Genomic DNA, 2,699 nt, shown 5'->3' with positions numbered 1-2,699 from the left:
GCAACTTTAAATAAAGAAAAACTAATTACCCTTATTAATAAATAAGAAAAATAGAATAAATTAGAGGAGGAAATAATGCTAACAATACTAAATCGTTTTTTCGTTTTATTTTTTTGTTGTTTTATCACGTTAGCAGTAAGTGCGAATGAAACAAAAAATGATCCCAATTCATTAACAAAGCAGGATATTACAGAGTGGCAATTAGTTGATATTACTTATCTACCCGATATCCCACTTGATGATTTAACGTTATATACACGACTTAACGAAATAAAAAATATATCGGTAAAAAGTTCAGACAGTAAATTAATATTAGATGAAAATCATATAATTAATGTACATCAAGTTACCGACAATTTATCCCTACGCTCCCACGAATTGTTACAAAAAGTATTGGAACGTTTAGAGTTAACGGGTAATCAACAAGAAAATCAATATTTTGATTTTGTAACATTGCCTAAGCAATATAATTTAAACCCCTCATTAGTGCTTATTTCCGATTATCTTTTTTTATTTACGAATGATGATATTGTTTTGGCGTTTAAATTAAAGCAGAAGATGCGTGAAACGCTAGCAACTATTTATGAAAAATTAAATATTATAGATGTTCCATTGAATAATTATTATTGGGGTGATGAAGTTAATAGTAATAATGATATTTTTTTACCAATAACGGATACAGTTGATCCTTTTGTTGCAGGAAAGGTTGGTGATGGTTGTTTTGATGAATTTAATTATTTTTTTAAAGGAATGATTGATGATGATTGTTTAAAAGCATTAAAACTAAAATCTTACAAAAAAATAAAATTATTATTGCTGTCCTCCGTTGCTATTAATTCAGCAGAACGTTTATCATTAATTAGCCTTTCGGATGATTTTAATCTGATTGATAGGCTAGAAATAGGTGAAACTAGTGAGTTGGAGGATGGAGGTATTTGGAGCGAATATTTTATCAATAAAAATTATCGCATAACAATCAAACATTTTAACTCGCCATATGATTACAAGAAAAGACCAACCACTTTAGTCAGTAAAATTCACTATGTCATTAATAAACAAGGAAAATTTGTTAAGGTAAAAAAATTGAATTAGTTAAATCTGGATATCGCTGTTGGTCAGATAATAATGCTCATAATTTTAGACAAAGTACTAATCATATGGGTAAAGCATTAGATATTCATATGATTTATAACAATACCAAAATTTCATTAGAAAATTTGTGTGATGATGCTAGAGAGGTAATGATCAGTTATTGTAATGCGCATTATAGATGGAATGTTGGAAATGTTATTTCTTTAGAGGTGGGAATTCGTGAAAAAACACCAAAAGGTATCGCAATCGCTGCAACATGGATTCATTTTGATGTAAGAAGTTTTGAATTAAAATATTTGGAAGATAAATATTTTGTTAAAAGCGCTGAACAAGTTAATGGGTTATCAATGCAATCATTAATAATTAATAAAGGTTAACAACGTATGAAGACAATCAAATTAACTTTTATTTTATTTTTATTAGTCTTAAGTTTAATTGTATCATCAGCTACAGCTGATGAAAAAAAAATGCTGGATAATTGGGGAATTATTTATGGTATTAGTGATACCTTGATAAATGAAACAACGGTTGATTTTGATATAAAATTGCTTGGTAATAAATTTTATTTTAATAATCAGTCGTTTTTGATTAAACGTAATACTATGCCTGCAAAAGATTTTTTTATAAATAATAATATTGAACAAACATATTTTGATTTAAAAAAACAGCGACAATTACTAGAGTATAATTATAATATTAAATTAAATGATAGCATTACTTATCTTCAATTTGATAAAAACATTGATAATAGTTTATTAAAACAGTATGTGACACAAAACAGGCAAGTAATATTATTGGACGATATACTACTTTTGTTTGGAAAAAATGGCGAGCCAGTCTTTTATTCAAAACCTTATTTTGAAAAAGAATTTATTAAAGAAGTGTCTCAATTATCCATAATCAATGTTCCATTTAATGCAGAAGATGCTTATATATTATATCGAGATGAAGTATTAAAAAAGTTATCCATTCATTACAAAAATTTTTTAGGTATCCCATGGCAAGGGGTATATTTATCTGGCGCACGATTCTCACCTATATCTCCTGATCTTAATTTAATATTTATTGATGTATTCTGGGATAGTGGTGAGGCAGATTCATTTTTATATCTGTTTTCTAGTGATTATAAGTTACTAGATAAACTATTAATTTTTAGCTATAGAACCACAACTCGTGGAGGTCCTGGAGGTGATGGACAACCTGTTGGTTATCATTACTTTACTATTGATAAAAACTATTCCATTGAACGCCAACAACGCTTTGAAGATGAAACAATAGAAATACAACATTTTCAAATTACAAAAGAAGGAAAGTTTCAAGAAATACCGGTTACGTCTAATTGCTATAGCAAATGGACTACTAAAGATCCAAATAAACATTCGCCTAGAAGTCTTTTGTTAACAAGTAAGCAAGCTAATAATTATTTACGTTTTGAGGGTGGTCAATTAGAAGAGCTTGATAGTGCGACATTAACTTTAAATGCTAATGAAAAAAAACTTTGTGTTAATTATCAACAAGTTTATCCGGTAAACTTTGGTAAGACTAATTCAAAACAATTTTTTGATAATGAGGCATTATATCAACAGCAAGTAGAAAATTTTAAAAAA

General features: G+C 27.9%; 3 protein-coding genes. All 3 read left to right on the top strand.

From position 1 onward, the window contains the following. The first annotated feature begins 75 nt into the window (after positions 1 to 75). Complete coding sequence (locus A9G45_RS03995; RefSeq protein ID WP_065572368.1) at positions 76 to 1,092, top strand: hypothetical protein; 1,017 nt, start codon at positions 76 to 78, stop codon at positions 1,090 to 1,092. Between the two features lie 65 nt (positions 1,093 to 1,157). Then, entirely contained in the window at positions 1,158 to 1,469 is a 312-nt protein-coding gene (locus tag A9G45_RS03990) for a hypothetical protein (protein ID WP_065566214.1), read from the top strand. Between the two features lie 6 nt (positions 1,470 to 1,475). Next, positions 1,476 to 2,699 (top strand): hypothetical protein (locus A9G45_RS03985; RefSeq protein WP_141673595.1); only part of this gene is annotated, 1,224 nt, incomplete at its 3' end.

The organism is Gilliamella sp. HK2 (assembly GCF_001690265.1).
GTDB classification, from domain to species: domain Bacteria; phylum Pseudomonadota; class Gammaproteobacteria; order Enterobacterales; family Orbaceae; genus Gilliamella; species Gilliamella apicola_C.
Note: the sequence above shows the minus strand (reverse complement) of the source record. Positions and strands in the feature narration are given on the sequence as shown.